The 21,765-nt window shown below is 63.1% G+C and carries 25 protein-coding genes and 2 tRNA genes; 14 read left to right on the top strand and 13 right to left on the bottom strand.

Going from position 1 to position 21,765, the window contains the following annotated elements; translation table 11 throughout:
* Window positions 1-195: 195 nt before the first annotated feature.
* Window positions 196-272 (bottom strand) — tRNA-Met (locus tag OKW45_RS23905).
* Between the two features lie 223 nt (window positions 273-495).
* On the opposite strand from OKW45_RS23905, the gene OKW45_RS23900 reads away from it, so the two are divergent.
* Window positions 496-993 carry a heme-degrading domain-containing protein gene (locus tag OKW45_RS23900; protein ID WP_429471501.1) on the top strand — a complete coding sequence of 166 codons (498 nt, stop codon included), beginning with the start codon at window positions 496-498 and terminating at the stop codon, window positions 991-993.
* Window positions 994-997: 4 nt separating this feature from the next.
* Window positions 998-1,336, top strand: coding sequence for a DMT family transporter (locus OKW45_RS23895; protein WP_184003307.1), 339 nt, complete (start codon window positions 998-1,000; stop codon window positions 1,334-1,336).
* A gap of 46 nt (window positions 1,337-1,382) precedes the next feature.
* Here the strand turns inward: OKW45_RS23895 and OKW45_RS23890 are convergent, their stop codons facing one another.
* Window positions 1,383-1,772: a hypothetical protein gene (locus tag OKW45_RS23890; RefSeq protein ID WP_018418220.1), complete on the bottom strand. Its 390-nt coding sequence runs from the start codon at window positions 1,770-1,772 to the stop codon at window positions 1,383-1,385.
* Between the two features lie 83 nt (window positions 1,773-1,855).
* Window positions 1,856-2,047, bottom strand: a complete 192-nt coding sequence (locus OKW45_RS23885; RefSeq protein ID WP_018418219.1) for a hypothetical protein — start codon at window positions 2,045-2,047, stop codon at window positions 1,856-1,858.
* A gap of 289 nt (window positions 2,048-2,336) precedes the next feature.
* On the opposite strand from OKW45_RS23885, the gene OKW45_RS23880 reads away from it, so the two are divergent.
* Together OKW45_RS23880 and OKW45_RS23875 are read left to right on the top strand one after the other, a co-directional pair.
* Window positions 2,337-2,624 carry a hypothetical protein gene (locus OKW45_RS23880; RefSeq protein WP_018418218.1) on the top strand — a complete coding sequence of 96 codons (288 nt, stop codon included), beginning with the start codon at window positions 2,337-2,339 and terminating at the stop codon, window positions 2,622-2,624.
* A gap of 198 nt (window positions 2,625-2,822) precedes the next feature.
* Window positions 2,823-3,107, top strand: coding sequence for a DUF1488 family protein (locus OKW45_RS23875; RefSeq protein WP_013089272.1), 285 nt, complete (start codon window positions 2,823-2,825; stop codon window positions 3,105-3,107).
* A 92-nt stretch (window positions 3,108-3,199) separates the two neighbouring features.
* On the opposite strand, the gene OKW45_RS23870 is transcribed toward OKW45_RS23875, so the two are convergent.
* Window positions 3,200-4,174, bottom strand: coding sequence for an NAD-dependent epimerase/dehydratase family protein (locus tag OKW45_RS23870; protein ID WP_429471499.1), 975 nt, complete (start codon window positions 4,172-4,174; stop codon window positions 3,200-3,202).
* Window positions 4,175-4,318: 144 nt separating this feature from the next.
* Here OKW45_RS23870 and OKW45_RS23865 point away from each other — a divergent pair, with 144 nt between their 5' ends.
* Complete coding sequence (locus OKW45_RS23865; protein ID WP_429471497.1) at window positions 4,319-5,167, top strand: TetR/AcrR family transcriptional regulator; 849 nt, start codon at window positions 4,319-4,321, stop codon at window positions 5,165-5,167.
* A gap of 46 nt (window positions 5,168-5,213) precedes the next feature.
* Window positions 5,214-6,350 (top strand): enoyl-CoA hydratase/isomerase family protein, encoded by a 1,137-nt coding sequence (locus tag OKW45_RS23860; RefSeq protein WP_026225418.1) that lies wholly within the window; start codon window positions 5,214-5,216, stop codon window positions 6,348-6,350.
* Window positions 6,351-6,414: 64 nt separating this feature from the next.
* Here OKW45_RS23860 and OKW45_RS23855 read toward each other — a convergent pair whose 3' ends face one another.
* Window positions 6,415-6,840, bottom strand: a complete 426-nt coding sequence (locus OKW45_RS23855) for a hypothetical protein (RefSeq protein ID WP_429471495.1) — start codon at window positions 6,838-6,840, stop codon at window positions 6,415-6,417.
* Window positions 6,841-7,375: 535 nt separating this feature from the next.
* On the opposite strand from OKW45_RS23855, the gene ssuD reads away from it, so the two are divergent.
* From ssuD to OKW45_RS23835, 4 genes are all read left to right on the top strand, one after another.
* Window positions 7,376-8,536 carry an FMNH2-dependent alkanesulfonate monooxygenase gene (ssuD, locus tag OKW45_RS23850; protein WP_429471493.1) on the top strand — a complete coding sequence of 387 codons (1,161 nt, stop codon included), beginning with the start codon at window positions 7,376-7,378 and terminating at the stop codon, window positions 8,534-8,536.
* A gap of 74 nt (window positions 8,537-8,610) precedes the next feature.
* Window positions 8,611-9,459, top strand: a complete 849-nt coding sequence (gene ssuC / locus OKW45_RS23845) for an aliphatic sulfonate ABC transporter permease SsuC (protein WP_429471491.1) — start codon at window positions 8,611-8,613, stop codon at window positions 9,457-9,459.
* The gene (locus OKW45_RS23840) at window positions 9,456-10,475 is read left to right on the top strand and encodes an ATP-binding cassette domain-containing protein (protein WP_018418208.1); all 1,020 of its coding nucleotides are present in this window, start codon (window positions 9,456-9,458) and stop codon (window positions 10,473-10,475) included. Before ssuC ends, OKW45_RS23840 begins: the two co-directional genes overlap by 4 nt.
* A gap of 50 nt (window positions 10,476-10,525) precedes the next feature.
* Window positions 10,526-10,741: a TOBE domain-containing protein gene (locus tag OKW45_RS23835; protein WP_008922916.1), complete on the top strand. Its 216-nt coding sequence runs from the start codon at window positions 10,526-10,528 to the stop codon at window positions 10,739-10,741.
* Window positions 10,742-10,776: 35 nt separating this feature from the next.
* On the opposite strand, the gene OKW45_RS23830 is transcribed toward OKW45_RS23835, so the two are convergent.
* On the bottom strand, window positions 10,777-11,037 hold the full coding sequence (locus OKW45_RS23830) for a hypothetical protein (protein ID WP_084753968.1): 261 nt from the start codon (window positions 11,035-11,037) through the stop codon (window positions 10,777-10,779).
* A 241-nt stretch (window positions 11,038-11,278) separates the two neighbouring features.
* On the opposite strand from OKW45_RS23830, the gene OKW45_RS23825 reads away from it, so the two are divergent.
* Window positions 11,279-11,476 carry a hypothetical protein gene (locus OKW45_RS23825; RefSeq protein WP_018418206.1) on the top strand — a complete coding sequence of 66 codons (198 nt, stop codon included), beginning with the start codon at window positions 11,279-11,281 and terminating at the stop codon, window positions 11,474-11,476.
* Between the two features lie 147 nt (window positions 11,477-11,623).
* The gene (locus OKW45_RS23820) at window positions 11,624-11,866 is read left to right on the top strand and encodes a DUF6566 family protein (RefSeq protein ID WP_018418205.1); all 243 of its coding nucleotides are present in this window, start codon (window positions 11,624-11,626) and stop codon (window positions 11,864-11,866) included.
* A 223-nt stretch (window positions 11,867-12,089) separates the two neighbouring features.
* Here the strand turns inward: OKW45_RS23820 and OKW45_RS23815 are convergent, their stop codons facing one another.
* The 5 genes from OKW45_RS23815 to OKW45_RS23795 all read right to left on the bottom strand — a co-directional run bounded on the left by OKW45_RS23815 (window position 12,090) and on the right by OKW45_RS23795 (window position 18,739).
* Window positions 12,090-12,359 carry a hypothetical protein gene (locus tag OKW45_RS23815; protein ID WP_018418204.1) on the bottom strand — a complete coding sequence of 90 codons (270 nt, stop codon included), beginning with the start codon at window positions 12,357-12,359 and terminating at the stop codon, window positions 12,090-12,092.
* Window positions 12,360-12,886: 527 nt separating this feature from the next.
* The gene (locus tag OKW45_RS23810) at window positions 12,887-15,337 is read right to left on the bottom strand and encodes a glycoside hydrolase family 15 protein (RefSeq protein WP_429471489.1); all 2,451 of its coding nucleotides are present in this window, start codon (window positions 15,335-15,337) and stop codon (window positions 12,887-12,889) included.
* 1,731 nt (window positions 15,338-17,068) lie between these two features.
* Window positions 17,069-17,144: transfer RNA gene (locus OKW45_RS23805), tRNA-His, on the bottom strand.
* Between the two features lie 89 nt (window positions 17,145-17,233).
* Window positions 17,234-18,235, bottom strand: a complete 1,002-nt coding sequence (gene dusA / locus OKW45_RS23800) for a tRNA dihydrouridine(20/20a) synthase DusA (protein ID WP_429471487.1) — start codon at window positions 18,233-18,235, stop codon at window positions 17,234-17,236.
* 132 nt (window positions 18,236-18,367) lie between these two features.
* Entirely contained in the window at window positions 18,368-18,739 is a 372-nt protein-coding gene (locus tag OKW45_RS23795) for a hypothetical protein (RefSeq protein WP_429471485.1), read from the bottom strand.
* A 437-nt stretch (window positions 18,740-19,176) separates the two neighbouring features.
* On the opposite strand from OKW45_RS23795, the gene OKW45_RS23790 reads away from it, so the two are divergent.
* On the top strand, window positions 19,177-19,623 hold the full coding sequence (locus tag OKW45_RS23790; RefSeq protein WP_018418200.1) for a sulfotransferase family protein: 447 nt from the start codon (window positions 19,177-19,179) through the stop codon (window positions 19,621-19,623).
* 170 nt (window positions 19,624-19,793) lie between these two features.
* Here OKW45_RS23790 and OKW45_RS23785 read toward each other — a convergent pair whose 3' ends face one another.
* Both OKW45_RS23785 and OKW45_RS23780 read right to left on the bottom strand, forming a co-directional pair.
* Complete coding sequence (locus tag OKW45_RS23785; RefSeq protein ID WP_018418199.1) at window positions 19,794-20,039, bottom strand: hypothetical protein; 246 nt, start codon at window positions 20,037-20,039, stop codon at window positions 19,794-19,796.
* 247 nt (window positions 20,040-20,286) lie between these two features.
* Window positions 20,287-20,514, bottom strand: a complete 228-nt coding sequence (locus OKW45_RS23780) for a DUF3820 family protein (RefSeq protein ID WP_018418198.1) — start codon at window positions 20,512-20,514, stop codon at window positions 20,287-20,289.
* 168 nt (window positions 20,515-20,682) lie between these two features.
* On the opposite strand from OKW45_RS23780, the gene OKW45_RS23775 reads away from it, so the two are divergent.
* A complete protein-coding gene (locus OKW45_RS23775; RefSeq protein WP_184029240.1) occupies window positions 20,683-21,735 on the top strand; it encodes an NADP(H)-dependent aldo-keto reductase in 1,053 nt (350 codons plus the stop codon).
* Window positions 21,736-21,765: the final 30 nt, after the last annotated feature.

Below are 21,765 nucleotides of genomic sequence, written 5' to 3'. Positions count from 1 at the left end.
ATGGTTGCGATGGAGGCCCGCGTCCACCGCAGTCATCTTTTCTCTCTTGTACATTGCCTCGTAGCTTGGCGCGTCATTCAGTTGACGCGCTTTTTTCGCCTGAGGGTGGGGCGCTCAAGGGGATCGTAAGACCAAGGCCACAAAAACAAAAAAGGGTTACACGCCAATGCGTTGTAACCCTTCAATGATTTCGGTTGGTTGCGGGGGTAGGATTTGAACCTACGACCTTCGGGTTATGAGCCCGACGAGCTGCCAGACTGCTCCACCCCGCGTCCGTCGAAGAAAAGATTATAGACCAGCCAGATGGCCAGCGCAATAGCCATGTAAGAATTGGCTTCATTGCGCCTCGCTCTGCCCGCGCGACGTCGCCTATCGGAAGGGCTCTGGAAAGCCGTGTGCGGACGCTGCGCTAGAATTCAGATTCTCCACGCGGCTCGCCGGATCTTCACGACGGCGGCCCTTTTGACTCTGATCCTCCGACCCGTTCTGAACCCCATGGATATCGCTCACGACCTGCAGGTCATCGCCATTCAGGAAAAAATACTCGTGTTTCCCCGCTTCGATGCCGACCGCGCGTGGCAAGTCGGCGCGTATCTGCACGAAGTCGCGAAAGCGCGCGGCATTGCCGCTGCGATCGACGTGCGCACGTTCGGCCAGCCGCTGTTCTTCAGCCTGCTCGACGGCGCGACGCCCGACAACGTCGACTGGGCGCGCCGCAAGGGCAACACCGTCGCGCAATTTCGTCGTAGCTCGTACGCGATCGGTCTGAAGATGCAGCTCGCGGGCGCGACGCTCGCCGACAAGCACGGACTGCCGGCCACCGAGTACGCATCGCACGGCGGCGCGTTTCCGCTGGCGGTGGAAGGGGCGGGCGTGATCGGTTCGATCACGGTGTCCGGTCTGCCGCAGCGCGCCGATCATGAACTCGTGGTCGAAGCGCTGTGCGCGCATCTCGGTCACGACTATGGCAAGCTCGCGCTCGCGAAAAGCTGACGCGATGCGCGTACCCTCGTATGCGCTGCTCGCGATCGCGATCGTCGCCGAAGTGATCGCGACTTCCGCGATGCGGGCCTCGGACGGCTTTTCACGCCTGCTGCCGTCGATGGTGGTCGTGCTCGGCTACGGCATCGCGTTCTATTGCCTGTCGTTGACGCTCCGAAGCATTCCAGTTGGCATCGTCTACGCGATCTGGTCCGGCGCGGGCATCGTGCTGATCACGCTGGTCGCGCTAGTGCTGTACCGGCAGATACCCGACGTGCCGGCGATCATCGGGCTGGGATTGATCGTCGCTGGCGTCGCGGTGTTGAATCTCTTCTCGAAGATGCAGGCGCATTGAGCGCCCGCGCCAGCCGCCGCGATTGCCGCCAGGCACGTAAATCGGCTTACTTGCAGCGCACGATCATCGAGCGGCCCTTCACGTTCGCCGACGCCACGTTCGTGACGCTGCCGCCGGCGGTGCCGCCTTCGTCGTTATCCTTCGACACGATGTCGTAGCCGGTCGCGCCGCAGGCCTTACCGGCTTGCACGTAGCACGAGGCCCAGCTCGAGCCGGCGTCGGCGCCGCTGCAGTTGACCGCGAAGCCGCTCTGGCCGTTCGGCAGATTGATCAGCGTGGTCGTGTTCGACGACGCGCAGCCGCCCAGTCCCGCGGCGAGCAGCAGCGCGGCGGGCAAGGCGGCCGACAGCGACGCGCGACGCACGAGGGCAAGCGCGGCGCTGGATCGGAGGCGGTGGAATCGGCCGGCGCGTCGCGGTTGCGTCGTGAATTGCATCGTATTGTGTCCTTTCATTCAGATAGAGGGGGTCTGCCGGGCCGGGCTCGGCCGCTGTGGAGCGCGAGGGCGTGCGCCACGGCTCAGGTTGTTTCGACGGTGATGCCCGCCGCGTTGACGAGCCGCCGGGCTTCCACGCCTTCTTCAGTGGCTGCGTCTTCCCAGATGCCGATCGCTTTCGGGATGTCGATGCCGTGACTTTCGGCGTACTCGAACCAGCGGTTCGCCGCATCCGGCTCGGGCAGTTCTTGATCCTGCAGAAAATATTTTCCCATATTGCGCTCGCTGGCCTCGAAATGGCGTCGTAACGGGTACCGTGCGACAGCATGGAGCATGCCGATATGGACCGTTCGACCAGCGCGCGCGGCTGAAGTGCGGCGGCGCGGCCTTTGGTGCGGCGCGGGGGCGCGTCTCGCGAGCAGAACTTATCGCGCTGCAACGCGCCTTATCGTTATGGGACGGGCCGCCCGAAAACACCCGTGCAGCGGCGCGCCGCATGCTGAAGCATCAGGGCGGCGCCGTTGCGACTGGCGCCAGCTCTGCAACCGCAACAGGAGGACGAAGATGGCTGAACGGGTCAGTGGCCCTTATCGCGGCTATTACATCAGCGCCGCCGCGCGCCTCGTGCCAGGGGGCAGCACGTCGAGCACGTCGGGCGACGCGCACACCAAAGCGGACGGTACTTACGTCGGCACGGTCAGCCTCGCCGAGCTCGGCCCGGACGATCCGCACCGGATGGAAACGCTGCTCGAGCTCGGCGACCGGCAACGCTTCGACAGTGAAGAAGAGGCGCTCGCGTTCGTCGAACGGGCGGCCCGCGAGTATGTCGACCGATTGCTGGATGGGCAGTGAGCGTGTCGGCGATTTCCGTGCAAAGAGCCCGCCGATGGGCTCGCCAAGGCAGCGCGCGATGCCCTGAATCAGGCGCCCGCGCGCGCTGGACCGTGATCCGGCGGCGCGGTTACCATAGCGGGACTTGCGAGGATCGGCGGCGCGCAGCGGCCTTCCGCGCGGGCTACGTTCCCGCCGCCAACTTCTGACGAGGCGACCATGGAGATCCGTTTTCCCGAAGACGCGCCCGCTTACCGCGACTCCAACCTGACCGTCGTGTTTTCCGCGCTGGTGGACGGTGAGCCGGTGCCGTGCGCGATCTCGGTGGAAGCGCTCGAGGATCATTTCGGCGCTTACAGCGAGGACCTCGACGGCTGGCTGCGCGCGTTCGATGCGGGCCGGCCGCGCATCGAGGCCGTTGCGCGTGAGCATCTGCAGATCAGTAACGGCACACCCGTGCTGCTCAAGAGTGGCCACTTTCCGCCGGGGCAGATGGCAGGCTGAGCGGACCTGCCGACGGACCGTCGGCGCCAGAGGCCGGGTGCAGGTCCATCTCTGTGTTTTCACTTCACCTACGCATCGCCAACGCCTTGCCGCTAATTCACGTCGCGTGCCGGCATTACCTCGCGCGCCGCTTCGAAACACCGCCTGATCCCTTCCTGATATGGCGTCTTCCTGAGCGTCCCGATCAACGTCGCCAGCGCCGAATCATCGAGCACGACCGGCTCGGTCATCAGATAGTTCATCTCGACCAACTCGCGCATCAGCGGATTGAATAGCCCGAGCACGCGCAGCATGCCCTTGCCGGCCACCATCAGCTTCGGCCCGGAGCCCGCGAGCGCGTAGGCCTCGCGAGCCACCTCGCGCTGCGTGATCGTGCCGGCGCCCGCGAGATGCCACCAGCGGCCGTAAGCTTCGTGCGTGCGCGTGAGTCGTTCGACCACGGGACCGACATCCGGCAGATAGATGAATTCGTGCGGTACGTCAACGGGACCGAGCACCTGCGCGCGCTTGCCGGTAGCGGCGCCAACGAAGACACCGTGCAACAGGCTGCGCTCGACCCCCGGTCCGTAGAAATCGGGCAGTCGCAATACCAGCGTTTCGAGACCTTTCTGGCCATGCGCGGCCAGCACGAGCTTTTCCTGTTCGAGCCGCATGCGGCCCTTGAACGTGTGTGGCTCGCGCGGATGATCTTCTCGGACCGGGTTGCCGCGCGCGCGGCCATACGGATACACGGTGCCGATCAGAATGAAGCGCTCGACACCGGCGGCCGTCACGCCAGCCAGCGTTTTCTCCATCAACGGCGGGTGCTGCGCGAACTGATCGTAGGGCACACCGACGAGGTAAATCACGGTCTGCAGACCGGCGGCCGCGGCGCGGATCGAGGCGGGGTCGTCGGGGTTCCAGGTGACGATCTCCGCGTGCGGGTCGTCACCGAAAGTCCGTTGCAATACCTCGCGCGAGCGGCCGACCACACGGTAATCGCGGCCCGCCGCGCCAAGCGCCGTCGCGATGCTTTGACCCGCAGCGCCCGCTGCACCGAATAAACCGACCTTTCCCGTGGCTTGCATGACGACTCCCTCAGATGGCGGCGCGACATCGTCGCGCACTTGTGGCTGCTCGATTTGACAGATGAACATTTACTTAACATCGTTCAGTAAACGATGTTAAGTTTAAAATGACTTTTCAGTTTGTCAATCTAGAAATTGCGAGTCATGGGAATCACCGAACGAAAAAACCGCCAGAAGCAGGCACTGCGCGAACGCATCCTCGATGCCGCGCGGCGCATCGTTGTGGGCGAGGGCTTTGCCGCGCTGTCGATGCGCAAGATCGCTGACGCGATCGAATATTCGCCCGCCACGTTGTATCTGCATTTCGCGAGTCGCGACGACATCGCGCGGGCCTTGTGCGCCGAAGGCTACGCGCAGTTGCTCGCGACCTTCGTGCCGCTCGTGCAGATCGCGGATCCCGCCGAACGGCTGAAGGCGCTCGGGCGCGCGTACGTCGCGTTTGGCGTCGAGCATCCTGAAACGTACCGACTGATTTTCATGGAGGACCCGAGCTATACCGGCGCGGCGCTCGGTGGCGGGGTGGGCACTGGCAAACACCACGGCCACACGGGCGACACAAGCGCGAACGCCGGGACCGGTGGTTCAACCGCCTCCCTGGGCAACGCCGCCGGCGGCGTTGCCGACGACGACCCCGGCGACGCCGCGCTGCGCATCATGATCGACGCGCTCGACGAGTTGCGAGCAGCGGGGCGTCTGTCGGCGTCGGTCGCATCGATGGAGCCGACCGTCTGGGCCGAGGCGTTGTGGGCGAGTCTGCATGGCATCGTCGCGCTGAATCTCACGTGCCCGGTGTTTCCGAGCGTGCCGCTCGAGACGCTCGTCGGCGTGACGCTCGACGCATGGCTCGGTGTGCCGCAGGCCGTGGCGGCGGGCGCATCAAACAGCGCCGCAGTCCACGGCAAAAAAACCGTCGCACGGCGCCACGCCAGGTCGGCCGGCTCCACGGACCCGGCCCCCGAGCTCCCCACCAAACGCAAAGCGGCAGGCCCGTGATAACGTTCAGTTCCACCTCATGCCGCGCCGCCGCGCCCAGTCCTCCATGTCCACGTCCGCCTTGCCCGCCACTAGCGACGAAATCGCGACCCACGTAGCCAACCGCATCGGTCTCATCGAACTGGAGCGGCCGAAAGCGCTGAACGCGCTGTCGACCGGCATGATCCGCGCGATCCACGCGGCGCTCGACCAGTGGCGCGAGGACCCCGAGGTGCTGGCCGTCGTCGTGCGCAGCCGGCACGAGCGCGCGTTCTGCGCGGGCGGCGACATCCGCTACATGTACGAAGCGGCGCAAACCGGCGACCAGGAGGCGCGCGATACGTTCTTCAGCGAGGAATACCGGCTCAATCACGCGATCTTCGTGTATCCGAAGCCGTATATCGCGTTGATGAACGGCATCGTGATGGGTGGCGGCATGGGCATTTCCCAGGGCGCACATCGCACCGGCGGCCTGCGCGTCGTCACGCAATCGACGAAGATGGCGATGCCCGAAACCCGTATCGGCCTCTTTCCGGATGTCGGCGCGAGCTGGTTTCTCGCGCGCACGCCCGGCGCGATCGGCCGCTATCTGGCGGTGACCGGCGAGACGATCGGCGCGGCCGACGCGCTGTACGCGGGCCTCGCCGATGCCTACATCGACGACGCGGCGTTGCCCGCGCTCGTCGATAGGTTGAGCCGCGAACCGTTCGAGCGCGGTGCTGATGTGGTTGCGTGCGTCAAGCGCGAGACGCTCGCGTATCAGGTCGCGCCGCGGCCCGAGGAGAGCGCGCTCGCGAAGGCGCGGACATTGATCGACCGGCATTTCGCGCTGCCCGACGTCGCGCGGATACTCAAGTCGCTCAACCGGGAACGCGAGCGAGGTGGCGACACGGCGGACTGGGCCGAGCAGACGATCGCGGTGCTGCGCGAGCGCTCGCCGCTGTCGATGGCGGTCTCGCTCGAAGTGGTCACACGCGCGGAAGGGTCGATGGCCGACGTGCTGCGCACTGATCTCGATCTGACGCGCTCGAGCTTTCAGCGCGGCGATACGGTGGAAGGCATTCGCGCACGCATCATCGATAAGGACAACGCGCCGCGCTGGCGTTTCGCGCGCATCGAGGACGTCAACCGGGCCGATGTGGAGCAGATGTTCGACAGCCCGTGGCCCGCGAACGAGCACCCGCTGGGCGCTTTGCGCGGGTGAACGCGCGGCCTCACGAACCCGCCCGCGCGAATCTACGCGTTGCGCGAATTCATGTTCGCCGCGCTTATTCCTCTGCCTCGCTCGCCATGAACGCGCGCATGAACACGAGCGCACCCCAGCCCCACATCGCGTTCGCCGTGAAGCCCACCGCGAGCCGCGGCAGCATGTTGCCGCTCGGCCAGATGCCGCGCAGCGGATCGACGACGAACACGCTCGCCGCCGTCAGCACGATGCCGCCGAACACGAACGCGGGTACCCACGGCGCGCGCCGATGCGGTGCGACGCGCAGCAGCCAGACCATCAGCACGGCCCAGCACGCGCTCCAGATTGCGTTCGCGATGAACTCAGGCAGGCCGAGCGGCAAAAACGGCGCGGTCGAAAAACCGCTGGGGTCGATCATGCCGGCGGCGTGCATCAGCGCCAGCGTCGATTCGCGAAAGAACAAAGAAGCCAGAAAACCGGCGACGAACGGCAGGATAATTTTTTGCATGCATTGCACCGGCAACGTACAGGCGACGCGAATCGCAAGACCTGTACCGGGTGATTGGAAACGAGCGCCATTATATCGACCGGGGTTGGGCGGCCGGGGCCGCGTGTATAAAGCGCAACAACCGTATGCGGTAGCACCGCGCTAATCACGAAAGCGGAAATCCTAAGCTCAAAAAAATCGTTCAAAAGCCGCGGACCGCTCCATAGACTGTTTCCTCATGCAGACGGCGCGGGTGTCGCCGTCATCCGATAAATCGAGCGCATCACGCGCACGTTGGTCGAGGAAAGCCGTCGCAATGTCGAGCCTCACGCCGAATCTCCGTTGTCGCAGGGCCCGCGCGCGGTCGTGTTCGCGGTGTCGTCCGCCAGGCACCTAGCCTTCATCGATTTGACGCAGTTGCCGATGGCCTGAGTCCATCGTCCGTTTCTCAATCCTTCAACCCGTCGCAGCGCCTTGCCGGTTGCCGGCTCGATGCGCGCGGCCGGCGCTCGCGCTCACCGTTTTCATTCCGTCAAGAACAGGCAGGAGCACCAACATGAATGTGTTCTGGTTCATTCCGACTCACGGCGACAGCCGCTATCTCGGTACGTCCCAAGGCGCACGCGCAGCCGACTACGACTACTTCCGGCAGATCGCCGTCGCCGCCGACACGCTCGGCTACGAGGGTGTGCTGCTGCCGACCGGCCGCTCGTGCGAGGACGCCTGGGTCGTCGCGTCGAGCCTGATTCCCGTGACGCAGCGGCTGAAGTTCCTCGTCGCGATTCGCCCGGGGCTGTCGTCCCCGGGACTCGCCGCGCGTATGGCGGCGACGTTCGACCGGCTGTCGAACGGGCGTCTGTTGATCAACGTGGTGACGGGCGGCGACGCGGCCGAACTGGCCGGCGACGGCGTGTTCGTCGATCACGACACGCGCTACGAAATCACCGACGAATTCCTGCATATCTGGCGCAAGCTGCTCGCCGCGTCGCACAGCAAACAAGCGATCGATTTCGACGGCGAGCATTTGCGGTCGAAGGGCGGCAAGGCGCTATATCCGCCGGTGCAAAACCCGCATCCGCCGCTGTGGTTCGGCGGCTCGTCGGCGGCCGCGCACGACATCGCGGCCGAGCACATCGACACCTATCTGACGTGGGGCGAGCCGCCCGTAGCGGTCGCGAAGAAGATCGCCGACATTCGCGCACGCGCCGCGGCGCGCGGTCGACAGATTCGCTTCGGCATCCGTCTGCACGTGATCGTGCGCGAGACCGAGGAGGAAGCGTGGGCCGCGGCCAACAAACTGATCAGCAAGCTCGACGACGAGACGGTCGCGCGTGCGCAGGCCTCGTTCGCGAAGATGGATTCGGAAGGGCAGCGCCGTATGGCCGCGCTGCACGGCGGCAGGCGCGGCGGGCGCGAGCAGCTCGAGGTCTATCCGAACCTGTGGGCGGGCGTGGGGCTCGTGCGCGGCGGCGCGGGCACCGCGCTGGTCGGCAGTCCGGAGCAGGTGGCCGCGCGCATGAAGGAGTACGCGGCGCTCGGCATCGAGACGTTCATCCTGTCGGGCTATCCGCATCTCGAGGAATCCTACCGTTTCGCCGAACTCGTGTTTCCGCTGCTGCCGCAACGCTTCAGCAAGCTTGCCAACGGGCCGTTGTCGGGGCCGTTCGGCGAAATCGTCGGCACCAGCTATCTGCCGAAGGCGGCGAGCGCGAGTTGAGCGCGCGCATAGCGTAGGTCGCGCGGCTTGCGCGACACGCGCACGACGATCGACAGGCAAGGAGAAAAGCCAACATGAGTGACACCACTTTGAGCGCGGGAACGGGGGCAACTCCGCCGCCCGCGTCCACAACGCGCGCTGCCGCGCTGCGCCGTTTCGGCTCGCACCTGCTGCCGTGGCTCGCGCCGATCGCGATCCTGCTCGCGTGGGAAATCGCCGCGCGCAGCGGTGCGCTGTCGACGCGCGTGTTGCCCGAGCCGCTCGCGGTCGTGAAGGCCGCATGGTCGCTGATCCAGTCCGGCGAAATGTGGGCCGACGTGAAGGTCAGCGCCTGGCGCGCGGTGTCGGGCTTCGTGATCGGCGGCGGCATCGGTCTCGTGCTCGGACTGGCGACGGGTCTCTTCAAACCCGCGGAAATCGTGCTCGATTCGACCGTACAGATGATCCGCAACATTCCCGCGCTCGCGATGATTCCGCTCGTGATCCTGTGGTTCGGCATCGAGGAACAAGCGAAGGTGTTCCTCGTCGCGCTCGGCGTGTTCTTCCCGATCTATGTGAACACGTTTCACGGCATCCGTTCGGTCGACGCGAACCTGATCGAGATGGCACGCAGCTATGGCGTCAAAGGTCTCGCGCTGTACCGGCACGTGATTCTGCCGGGTGCGCTGCCGTCGATTCTGGTCGGCGTGCGTTTCGCCTTCGGATTGATGTGGGTCACGCTGATCGTCGCCGAGACCATTTCCGCGCAATCGGGCATCGGCTACATGACGATGAACGCGCGCGAATTCCTGCAAACCGATGTGGTGGTGGTCGGCATTCTGCTGTACGCGGCGCTTGGCAAGCTCGCGGACATGCTCGCGAAGAGCCTCGAGCGCGTGTCGCTGCGCTGGCATCCGGCCTATCAGCGAGGAGCAAAAGCATGAGCGCAACGACGCTATCGACGACGTTCGGCGGTATCGCGGGCAGCGATCTTGAGACCGAACTCGCGCAGCCGCGGCTCGCGGCTCACGACGCGAACGAGACCGCGCAGGTTGAGCGGGACGGGGCGGCCGTGGCGCATTGCGGCTCGCAACCGGGCTTGCAACCCGCCACCGCCCTGGCCCGCAGCGACGCGCGCCCCGCGAGCGACTACGCGGTGCAATTGCGCGGCGTCGGCAAGCGCTATGGCGAGCGCGAGGTGCTGTCGGGCTTTGATCTGTCGATCGAGCGGGGCAGCTTCGTCGCGATCGTCGGCCGCAGCGGTTGCGGCAAGTCGACCTTGCTGCGGCTCGTCGCGGGTCTCGAAGAAGCCAGCTCGGGTGTGCTCGAAAAGCGCGCCGGGAACGGCGGTCCGCTCGACACCCGCATCATGTTTCAGGATGCGCGTCTGCTGCCGTGGAAAAGCGTGCTGCAAAACGTGATGCTCGGCCTCGGCCGCGGCGCGCGCGACGATGCGCGCGCGGTGCTCGCCGAAGTCGGCCTGCTCGAACGCGCGAACGACTGGCCCGCGCAACTATCGGGCGGTCAGCGGCAGCGCGTCGCGCTCGCACGGGCGCTCGTGCATCGTCCGCAATTGCTGCTGCTCGACGAGCCGCTCGGCGCGCTCGATGCGTTGACGCGCATCGAAATGCACACGCTGATCGAAAGGCTATGGCGCGAGCATCGCTTCACCGCGCTGCTCGTCACGCACGACGTGCACGAAGCCGTCGCGCTCGGCGACCGGATTCTGCTGATCGAGGAAGGGCGCATCGCGCTCGATCAGCCGGTCGCGCTCGCACGTCCGCGCGCTCGGGCGTCGGCGGGCTTCGCCGCACTCGAAGACCACGTGCTGCAGCGCGTGCTGAGAAACGCGCCGAACGACGACACCCTGGCGCATCGCGCGTATCAGCCCTATGACCCGTATGGCTTGCCCGAACCCGGCCGTCTCAAGCTGCCGACCGAAGTGCGCTGGGCAGTCTGAGTTTTCCTGACAAATCGATCCGATCCGCTGCTTCTGTGGAGTTATCTGAAATGAGCATTTCCGCAATCAACGTGCGCAATCAGTTCAAAGGCAAGGTCAAGGAAATCATCCGCGGCTCGGTGGTGTCCGAGGTCGACGTAGAGACGCCGTTCGGCATCGTCACGTCGGTGATCACGACGCGCTCGGTCGACGAACTCGAACTGAAAGTCGGCTCGGAGGTGGTCGCGCTCGTGAAGTCGACCGAGGTGTCGATCGCGCGGCTTTGATGACGCTCCGCCAATGCGAGCGGCGTGCGCAACGGCTATTTCGCGTTTGCGCCGCTTGCGGGCGGCTCGTGCGACATGTGGTCGTTGGTTGGCTTCTCCGGTCGCTTGATCGGCATGTTGTCCGGGTTGCTCGAACCGCCGGCGCCCGAGGCCGCCTCGGGCGGTTTGGCCATCGGCGCATGGCTGTCCGGCGGCGCGCTGGGCGCCGTCTGCGCGACGGCGCTCGCGCCGCTCGCGAAGAGCGCCGCCAGCGTGGCGGCGGTGGCGGTCAACGTGGCCCAATTGCCTCGCTTCATGTCGTTCTCCTTCGATGTCGCGCGCCGTCTGCAGACGCGCGGCCGTGTGCACGATTAGCTAGTAGCAGGCCGCGTTCCGGGGCCGCTGCTGGCGCGTTGAGGCGTGCTCCTAACGGTCAGGCCGGTTTCAGCCGCCAATTGCCAGGCTCGACGCTCCGGGGAGCGGGCTCGTCAGGCGCGCACACCTGCATCCGCCGATGAAACTTGCTACGATGAATTGAGCATTCCGACGGAGACGGCCATGTCGAAGTCCCTGAGTCCTGAAGCGGTCGAAGCGTTGCGGCGTCTGAACGACGTCGGCGTCGGACAGACGGCGCCCGAAGTCGCGCAGTCCGTTGCGGCGGAGTTGCTGGCATGCGACCTGGTTGCCAAAGCGGGCGGCGGTGGGGTCGAAATCAACTGCAACGGCCGGCAGTATCTTTCCGGCGATTGCAACTGATCCGCTGATCGGCGGCCGGCCGCACGGCCGGTGTGAAGAGCGAGGCGGTGCGTCGCGGGTGAGTCGCGAGCAGGTGATTGGCCTGCGCGACGCCAGCTGGACGCGCGCGTCCGCCTACCCGCGATCAGCGAAACCACGGAGACGAGCATGGAGCCGAAGGGCGTCGACATGGGCGACTATCAGGCGCGCTATGGCGACTACGACATCGAGGTGGCGGTCGAACAGGTGCTGACCGGCGTCAAGGCGCATTTCCGGGTGCTGCGCGACGATTCGACGGTGGTCGACTGGCAGCTCGTGCATATCGATAGCTTGTGGTCCACCGAGCATGCGGCCGCCGAGGCGGCTTTTCGCGCGGCGCGCGAGCTGATCGATGCAGGGCTGGCGAGTTAGACGCGGATAGCCGCATCGCGACGGCAAGGGACGCCGTGTTCGGATGAGGCAAGGAAGCGGCAGGCGCACGAGAAGACGGTTGCAAACCGAAGACTACCCGGGCAACGTACCGGCTACCACGGCTGCCGTGAATGCAACTGGGCGCCGGCATCGATACTGCATGCGCGGCGCCCAGTTTGATCGCTGCCTCGGAGGCAGCGGATCTGACGGTCCTGCTGGCGGCTTAGTGGCCGAAGAACACCGATTGCGGACCCGACGTGGGTTCGCTGCGCGTGCCCGATTGCGTCGACACACTATTCACGCCACCGTATGCATTCGATTGCGCGTTGGCGCGTTCCGCAGCGACGGTCTGCGCGTTCTGGCCTTGTTGCGAAGCCGGCGCGCCAACCGACGGACGGTAGTACGGTGCCGGACCATAGCCGCTGGCGAAAGCGGGAGCGGCGATCGAGGCGGAAGCGGCAACCAGCAGGGCGGCGATAAACTTGGTCTTCATGGTAGGACTCCGAGAACGGTTCGACTGCATTTCAGGAAGATGTTGCAGGAGCCAGTGAATCAGGTGTCTGCAACGTCGATGGAATGCAGTGTATACCCCTACTATCGAAAATTTGTGCCCATAATCTGAAATTACTATTCCCGCGGAAGAAACAATCGTTCAGACGTGCGCGCCGCAAGGCGGACCGGTGATCCGGCCCTGTTGGCCAAGCGGTTTTTGAGAGGCGGGAGAATGCGGGAAGGGGCGATGCGGGGGGGGAAAACCGGACATACATCGTGGAAAACGCAGAAGGCCGTCAGCAAAACAAAAACGGCGTTGTGATTGCTCACAACGCCGTTTGCTTGAATTCTTTGGGGTGACACAGTGCCTACACGGCACGGTATTCAAACGGTCTTGCGAGGGATGACCATTCGCCATTCCCCACTGGGTGTTCCACTACATGAGCGACGCGGTGCCCATCGCAAGCCAGATGAAGTCGCCCGTTTCTTCACGGCAGAAGCAATGGTCTGCCTTTGACGACTCATCGCTTAGGATTGGAGGGCGACGGAAAAATTCTGCCCTTGCCACGTCTGACTCGAGGTCCAGAAAAAAGTGAATGCAAGCGATGAACCGGCCTGGGCTGCTTGCGTGACCAGGTCGACGTAGTAGATGCCGACCGCCGTTGTGGTGGCTTCTCTGTCCTCCGACGAGGCCCAGTCGTCGATCGACCAGCGCAGGCGGAAAGGCGCAGCCAAAGGGATCCGAAGTGTCGTGGCGGCAGGAATCGACGGCAGCGGGCGGTTGAAGTTCCAGATTTCGATGGTGCTGCGGGCGCGCGGCGCCTGGGCAAGCCGAGGCTGATAACGGCCGGCGACGACATCGAGGCGGTCGAAGACGTGACCATCAGAAGCGGAGCGAACGAGCTTTATGTATTCGGCGTGGGCCCACGCGAGCGGCGTGGCTGAGCCCGTCGGCCCGCCGGTCACGAAGGGCGTGTTGGGCAGATCGGGCAGATCCCACACTTGCTCGGGAAGCAGACCGCGCGTTCCTGCGAACGCCTCGAGAGCGCGGATGTAGGGTGTAGGATCGCCACCGGCGGCCAATTCATAATGGCCGCGTTCGCCAGCAAGCAGCGGCCAGGGGCGCCCAACCCCGAAGGGAGAGCCGTCGTACCAGTCCTCACCGAGATTGCCCTGGCCGTAACCGTCATGGTTGTATCGATAAAAGCCCGGTCCCTGTGGCAGATTTTTTCTGATTACTGCATCGACTACCTTGATCGAGTTGACGATGATCGGATCATTCGCGGCGCGAATGCCATAGCGCACCAGCTCGAGAAAGCCTGCGTCCACGATGGTGTTTGCGTCGTACTCGTTCCTCCAGACGCTTACCTTGGCGGTGTTTGGATCTTCTGGAAAATCGAAGACGCCATTGATGTGCGTCGGCAAGATTCGAATGTAGTGCTGCGCAATGTCCGGAACCAGTGTGCCTTGCGTGGTGACGCACCATGTCTCGAGATGCGATTCCAGAAAGTCCGCGTATTCGAGCAGGAACTGGGCGGTTTTGGCGTCCGCCCATTTCGCGGCCGCACAGACCAGCGCCGCGATGTTCGATGCCAGTGTCGAAGGCGAATAGCCTTCGAGTTCTTCCCATCGTTCCTGCTGAGTCATGGGGCCGTTCTTGATCAATGCGCCTGCCGCGGCCAGCACCATTCCGGTGGGATCGAATTGACGCAGCAGACCGGCCTCGCTCAAGTGGTAGGCCAGGATGATTGGAAAGGAATATTCGTCAAGCTGCGAGGCATTGCCGGGCCACGGCTCGCCGTCGATGAAAAACTTTTGCGGAAAGCTGCCATCCGCCAATTGCGATGCCGCGAGAAACATCAGTCCACGCAGCGGCGCGTCCTGCGCACCCGAGGCCAGCAGCGCGAGTGCGCTTTGGCACATGTCGCGCGGCCAGACCATGTGGTAGCCGGCAGCGAGGTCCCGCATCGTCTGTCCCCACGGGATGCTCAATGAAGCCACCAGTGCGCCGTCGGCCGTCTTGTCCTCATGCGCGAGCAACACGTTGCGGCTCATGTTGAAGAGCGCATTGCCATCGCCCGTAATGTTCGCCTTGGGCTCGAACGGGTCACGAACAGCGTCGTTCCAGCCCTGGTTGAACGCTTGCTTGTGGCTGTATGGGTCGGCGGGTCCGTCGAACGGGTAGGCCAGCGCCTCGGATACGGCGGTCAACGCCTTGTTGGGCGTGCTCTGCGTAATCGGCGTCGGTTCGTCGACGCAGAACGCCAGTGCCAGAACGAATTGATTTTGCCCTGCGCGGTTGATCTCTGCCGTCACGGCGACGTATCCGTCCTTTGCTGCGTCGTAGTTCCAGACCGGCAAGCGCCTGTTTGCGATGATGTCGGTCCAGCCATCGTTCACTCCCACGAAGCCGCAACTCGTCGTGCCGAAGCCGCAGTCGGCGCCCAGCGCCAGCCAGTAATGGGCGCGCGTCGCGACCAGGCGATCGCCATTTGCGGTGCTGACGCGATGCGCGGTGTTGCCAGCGCCGTATCCCGCCATGTGAGGCGCCAACAACGCGTAGACGTGCAGATTGTTAAGGAAATCCTGATCCCCCTGCAGTGTCGTGCGAACCAGCACGCAGGCCGAACCCTTCTCGGCGATCACGTCCTGCACGACGGTGTAGGGCTGCCCTTTCGCCTGGGATGTGAGCCGGAAGGATAGGGCGGGCGGCTCCGGCCATTCGCATCGATGGTCGAAGTCCTTCTGCGCGTCGTGATAGAAGGTCGACCCGTCGGTAATGATCAGCTGGAAGTCTCGTACCTGAGGGGTGTCGACATCCGGGAAGTAGATTTCCGTGAGGATGCCGCCTGCTGTCGTGTACCAGACCTGGCTCGACAGCGAGTACGCCGTTCCGACGGCGTCTTTGTCCGCGCGGCTCCAGTTCAGCGGATTGCCAGGTGCGCCCGGAGCCGGATTCGATTCAAGCAGATATGCCATCGCATCTCACTCCATTATTCTCTTTGCTTCGATCGATCAGAAATCGACGTGATGACCAGAAGAACGGGCATGCTACGCGTTGTAGCTATCGAGGATAGCGCTTTTGACGTGCATAGAGAGGACACGTGAGCCCGCCCAATCAGCGACAGTCCTAACAAGTTCAGAGGGACGCGTGGCGGGCGTGCCCTCCCTCGCATGCGGCGCGTGAGCGTGATTACGCTGGCGCACGGATCTGTCAACTTCGCCTAAGAAGCCTCTACGGCCGACGACAGCAAGGTGGAATGAGGAGGGAACTGGCGAAGTCGCGTACTTCCTCGGCCACTTTCGGGCGGTCGGCATGCAAACCTAGATCGCCGACATCGATTTACCCGTGGGCCGGTGCGCCGCCATTCGGAATCTTTCGAATATAACGCCGCGGCTCGCTTCGAATTCGATAATAATTACAGCGAGAGACGACGGGGCATATATGCGTTGTGTATTCCGCAGGAATAGCTCAGTAGGAGCAATGGACGCCGAGTCAGACGAGAGATTCTTGCGGGACTATTTTTCGATACTGGGGACCTCGCGGCCTTGGTGGATTGCGACGACCCAAAAGAATGGTTGTCGGCCGCGTTGGCGCCAGAAAAAGCGCTCTGCTTTCCCGCCTCTCGCGGAGCAACATAACGCAATAGAGATTCGCGCGAAACACTCTTCCTCAGTTACGTTGCGAATTCCGACATTATCCAGTTTTTTTCGAATCCGCCGGTGTGAAGCTTGATCTATTTTATCAATTGCCTTGGCGTCAAGTGTTTGTGGTGGAATTGCTATGCAAACGGTACCGTATATCCCGGAAAGATCCTTGGGTATTTCTCGAACAATTCCGGGAATTATTTTCTCGCGACCCGCAAAAAATAACCGTCGAATATTTACATGAATGAAATGATCATTTTGGCAGGATACCAAAGCGCGTCAGGTCTGTCACGGCGTCCGGATAGCGGATGTGGGAGGGGGTGCGCATTACTGTATGGATATGCAGCATAGCTAGGTCTGACAAGTGCTGGCACATATCTAGCTGGCGCGGTTGGCAATTGCGACATGCCGCGCCTCATAAAGGTGATGTGACGTTATTCTTTGAGTTGTAAGCTAAATGGATTAATCGTTCTATCGCGCAAGCCACGGTCGCGTCTTCAACTCACCTGTCATGCGCTGGTTTTTATGGAGTTTGACGATGAGTTCCTTTTCTACATGGCATTGGCAGTGGCTCATTGTCTTAGTCACTATTGCCGGGTATTCATTCCCACCTACGTAGCATTTGGTCGCCGACACCAAAACCGCATAGCGTTGAATCAGGCAACTGTAGGTGTCATCCGCGACACCGATCCCACCTCGAATGGGTTCATCAGACACCTATCCCTTCGCACCTGTGCGGGACGGCACCTATCGATAGGATTTCCGCGAGGACTGCGAATGCGGCCATACTCCAGCCAGATGATTTGCCAGCATCGTTCATTAGAGCCCGTGGCTACAAGGAATCTAGGTGTTCCGTCCCTCCCATCACTTATCGATAGGCAACTCGGTCAAGATTCGGGCGCCAGCCAAACTCCAGTGCGAGAGCGTGCCGCTCTTCGCCCAAATCCGGACGCAAAAAAGCCCGCTCGATGGCGGGCCTTATTCCGAAATCCTCGCTCCGTTCCGAATTTCACTAAGTGAAATCTGAGGAATTCGATACGCGATTGATTCGAATGGATTCTTTGGGGTGGCTGATGGGACTCGAACCCACGACGACAGGAATCACAATCCTGGACTCTACCAACTGAGCTACAGCCACCACTAACGTCCGCTTGACTTGCTCTAAAAACCGGTCTCGCCAACGAAGAAACGAGATTATAGGGACTAGATTGTGGTTTGCCTAGTCCTTTATTCAAAAAGTTCGAGGGGCTCGCGCAGATGCTGTCTTGCTTCGTCGAAGATGGTCAGATCACGGGCCGCAAGTCGCTTGCTGTCGGACAAAACTCGACGCCAACCACGCGCACCCGCTTCGCCGCGATACAGCCCAAGCGCATGACGCGTAATCGCGCCGAGATAGGTGCCGCGCGCCATTTCGGTCGCGCAATACTCGATCAGTTTCGCTTCGACCTGCTCGCGGGTCAGCGGCGCCTGCGCAGAGCCGTAGAAGCGCACGTCGACATTGGCGAGCAGATAGGGGTTGTGATACGCCTCGCGCCCGAGCATCACGCCGTCGACGTGCTGAAGATGCGCGTCGACTTCGTCGAGCGTCTTGATACCGCCATTGATGATGATTTCCAGCTGCGGAAAATCGCGCTTCAACTGATACGCGTAGTCGTACTTGAGCGGTGGAATCTCGCGGTTTTCCTTCGGGCTCAGGCCCTTCAGGATCGCGTTGCGCGCATGAACGATAAAGACCTCACAGCCGGCTAGCGCGATCGTGCCGACAAAATCGCGGACGAAGCCGTATTCCTCGACCGTATCGACGCCGATGCGGTGCTTGACCGTGACTGGCACCGATACGACGTCGCGCATCGCCTTCACGCAATCGGCGACGAGTTGCGGCTCGTTCATCAGGCATGCGCCGAACGCGCCGCGTTGCACGCGCTCGGATGGGCAGCCGCAATTCAGGTTGATTTCGTCATAGCCCCATTGCTCGCCGAGCTTGGCCGAACGCGCGAGATCGTCGGGCTCGCTGCCGCCGAGTTGCAGCGCGACTGGCGCTTCGTCGGGCATGAACGCGAGATGACGCGGCACGTCGCCGTGCAGCAGCGCGCCGGTCGTCACCATCTCCGTGTAAAGCCAGGTATGGCGCGAAATCATTCGATGCAGCGAGCGGCAATGACGATCCGTCCAGTCCATCATCGGGGCAACGGACACGCGGCGGGGGCTGGGAATGCGAGGTAGAGACATGGAGCGGCCAAGCGGCTTGAATCAAAACATCAATTTTACCGCAAGGCCAGAAACCGCCGGGCGCTGGAGCCATATCGCGACAGAGGCCGGCACCGGTTCGTCAATGGCTCAATTCCTCAATGCCTCAATGCCTCAACGCCCATGCCCATGTCCCCCCATCCCGCCACCACTGCTCCATGAGCTGCCGCCGCCGTGCATGCCGCCGTATCCGCCACCGTGCCATCCGCCGTTCCCGCCATGCCAGCCGCCGTGCCCGCCGTGCCAGCCTCCGCCATGCCATCCGCCGCGCCCGTGCCAATACCCATGTCCGTAATAGCAGCACCGCCCTCCGAAACCGCCATAGATACCAACCGAGCCGTACGCCGGTCCGTAGTAAGGCGGTCCATACGCGTAGGGATAGTAGGGTTGCGCGTAGCCGTAGTCCGCTGGCGGCGCGACGACGCATCCAGTGATGCTCGCTGCCGCGGCCGCTAGCAACGTCATCGATGCAATGAGCCTGGTCACGATTTTCTCCTTCACGTAATCCTCAGAAAAACCGCGCGCAACGGAGTTCAGCCGCGTTTGTGTCCGAGCGTTACCGGCGCCGGCGCGGCGGTGCGCGCTCGGGGCTTCGACCACGCGAGCCGTTGCCGCGATGCTCGACCGTTTCGCTAAACCTCTCGCGTATTACCGAGCAGCGCTGCGGTAAATCTTCGTTAACGATCTGAAACATTACTGAAGGGCGTGGCTGCTAACTTCCATCGGACGATTCGTCGTTTGAGTTGGAAGCGATTCGCGTGCCCGCGCGGAAATCCACGCTTCTGCTCGACGAAAGCGAACAACCCATTCGCCCGCGACGCCGCCGCCCGACCGCCGTCGCGCTAGCCTTTCGCCAGTTCTAAGGAGCAATGCACGGCCGTCTATGAAGCTGGGTCCTCAACCGGACACCGCAGGGCAATGGCGTGCCGAAGACGACGCCTGTATCGCGCACGGCGACGACGAAGCCGCGCTACGATGTTTCGAATGCGCATGTGCGCTCCAGCCCGCCGATCCGGATCATCGCGAGCGCCTCGCCACGACGCTTGCCCGCGTCATTGGATCATCCTGTCAAAGGCAACGTGCTGTATCGCCAGGGCATGCGCTACGACGAGGCGGAATCGGCTGGACCGCTCGCGCGCTTTGCCGACAAATACCCGTTTAACTTCATTTCCTCGCGCATTTTTCACGACGTGCCGTTCGGCTACCACCTCTGCGAGCTGGGCCGCTGTCAGCGCGCGTACGATGCGTTGATAACGCACTGGTGGCGCGTTCTACACGCGGGCGTGATGATCGAGATCGAGCAGGAGGAGCTGGTCGACGATAGCGAAGCGAACGTGCGTCGCATGCACGCGCATTGCGGGGTCGAGTGAGACGAACGTTGCCTCGCATTTCGCGAGAAGATGCGGCGTGTCAGCACCGCGAGTTCGGCACAGGTGCGCCGACCGTTGTATCGAACGTCGGTGCGGCGCTGGCAGCCGCGAGGCGAATTGCCTGAACCGCTATGGGAAGGTCTCGGACCCGACCTGACGGCGGCCGACGCTCAACGCGCGATCACCGACACGTGATGCAGCCATGGGTACACGCCGGCAATGAACGCCGCGTAGATCGCGGCCATCGTCACGCCGGCGGCCGTGCCCCAGATGTCGCGCGAGGCCGCGCCCTGGCGAAAATGCACGGGCAGTCCGACCACGACGTAGCCGATCACGAAGAACAGGATGACCGCGCGCACCGGCGACAGATCGTGGCCGATGAATTCGAGCAACGCCGACAGGCTGAATTGCGACATGGACATGCAAGCAGTCACGAAGGCGGGGGATCGCACGGCGCCGGAACACATCGAAATTGTTCAGCGAATGACGACTGATCCGCTTCACTCTCGACGTTTCACAGCGCGACGACCTATGCCGATTAAAGGCCACGCAAACGCGATCCGCAAGAAAAAACCTGTATGAATTTGTACTGTCCTACATTGCTTGCAGCTTGCCTGCGCCGAGACTTTCAGCCGGCTTGGCAACGCTTTCACGGCGACGGTCTCAACGCTCCAGCGGCTTCGGTTTGCGCAATGGGTCGAGCAGCGGTTTCAAGCCGTTGTGATCGATCTCGTGCATCAACGCGAGCAGACGGCCGATCTCGCCGGGCGGAAAGCCCTGGCTCGCGAACCAGTTCAGATAGTGGCCGGGCAGGTCGGCGATCACGCGGCCTTTATATTTCCCGTAGGGCATCACGCGCGTGACCAGCAATTCGAGGTGTTCGTGATTCATGGCAACGAAGTCATGATGAAACGCGCATCGAGAGCGCGAAGCGCGCAACGCGCAAGCACCAGGCGGCGCGCTGCAACGCATGGCCCCGCATTCTAGCCTTGCTGCAGGTAATGCGCCGGCGTGGTAACGTCTGCGCTTTCCGTTCACCTCTTCAACAGGACAAGTTAGATGGAATACCGCAGACTCGGCGACTCCGACGTGCAGGTTAGCCTGATTGGTCTCGGCACGATGACGTGGGGCGAGCAGAACACCGAGCAGGAAGCGCACGCGCAGATCGACTACGCGCTCGATCACGGCGTGAACCTGATCGACACCGCGGAAATGTATCCGGTGCCGCCGCGCGCCGAAACGCAAGGCTCGACGGAGCGCTACATCGGCACGTGGCTCGCGCAGCACAAGAGCGCGCGCGAGAAGATCGTGCTCGCCACCAAGATCGCGGGCCCCGCGCGTCAGCCGCACAATCCGCGTCATATTCGCGGCGAGGGCAACCAGTTCGATCGCAAGAACCTGACCGAGGCGCTCAACGACAGCCTCGAACGTCTGCAAACGGACTACGTCGACCTGTATCAGCTGCACTGGCCCGATCGCAGCACGATGACGTTTGGCCGTCCGTCGTATCCGTGGGTCGACGACGCGTACACGGTGCCGATCGAGGAAACGCTGACGGTACTCGCCGAATTCGTGAAAGCTGGCAAGGTGCGCCATATCGGCGTGTCGAACGAAACGCCGTGGGGTGTCGCGCAGTTTCTGCGCGCGGCCGAAAGACTCGGCTTGCCGCGCATCGTCAGCATCCAGAATCCGTACAGCCTGTTGAACCGCACGTACGAAGTGGGTCTGTCCGAGTACGCGCATCGCGACAACATCGGTCTGCTCGCGTATTCACCGCTCGCGTTCGGCTGGCTGTCGGGCAAATACGAAGGCGGCGCGCGTCCTGCCGGCGCGCGCATCACGCTGTTCGAGCGCTTCCAGCGCTATAGCAAGCCGCAAGCCGTGCAGGCGACCACGCGTTACGTCGAGCTCGCGAAGCGCCACGGCATGACCCCCGCGCAATTCGCGCTCGCGTTCGTCAATAGCCGGCCGTTCGTGACCAGCAATCTGATCGGCGCGACCTCGCTCGAGCAATTGAAGGAAAACATCGCCAGCGCGGACGTGAAGCTGTCGCCGGAAGTGCTGGCGGAAATCGACAGGCTGCACGAGCTGCAGCCGAATCCGGCGCCTTGATGTCGAGGTAAGCGCGACGCGCTTGCCGCG

Source organism: Paraburkholderia lebeckiae (genome assembly GCF_050436225.1).
GTDB classification, from domain to species: Bacteria; Pseudomonadota; Gammaproteobacteria; order Burkholderiales; family Burkholderiaceae; genus Paraburkholderia; species Paraburkholderia tuberum.
Note: the sequence above shows the minus strand (reverse complement) of the source record. Positions and strands in the feature narration are given on the sequence as shown.